The following is a 252-nucleotide window of genomic DNA, read 5'->3' on the forward strand; positions in this document are numbered from 1 at the left end:
TCCCAAAGGATTCAGGATCATTTTTCCTAGCTTTAGCATATTGTTCGCCTAAGCCATTTTGTGCTTTCATTTCGATCTTTAACGTTACTTCATCTTGCCAGCGATAACCTTCTAACACTCTAAGAATATCAGAAGTACCAATACTTTTCATACGTTCAAAAATAATACCTTGCATTTTATCGCGGTTATTTGTATATACGGGATAAATGGCTTTTAAATAATCACCATTAATTGGATTAACGGGTTTAGTAT

1 pseudogene is annotated in these 252 nt (G+C 33.7%); it reads right to left on the reverse strand.

The features are described from left to right. Positions 1–252 (reverse strand): annotated as a pseudogene (locus GQ589_RS12105) (hypothetical protein); the annotation flags it as partial.

The sequence above is a fragment of the Gilliamella sp. Pas-s27 genome (assembly GCF_009795865.1).
Taxonomy (GTDB): Bacteria; Pseudomonadota; Gammaproteobacteria; order Enterobacterales; family Orbaceae; genus Gilliamella.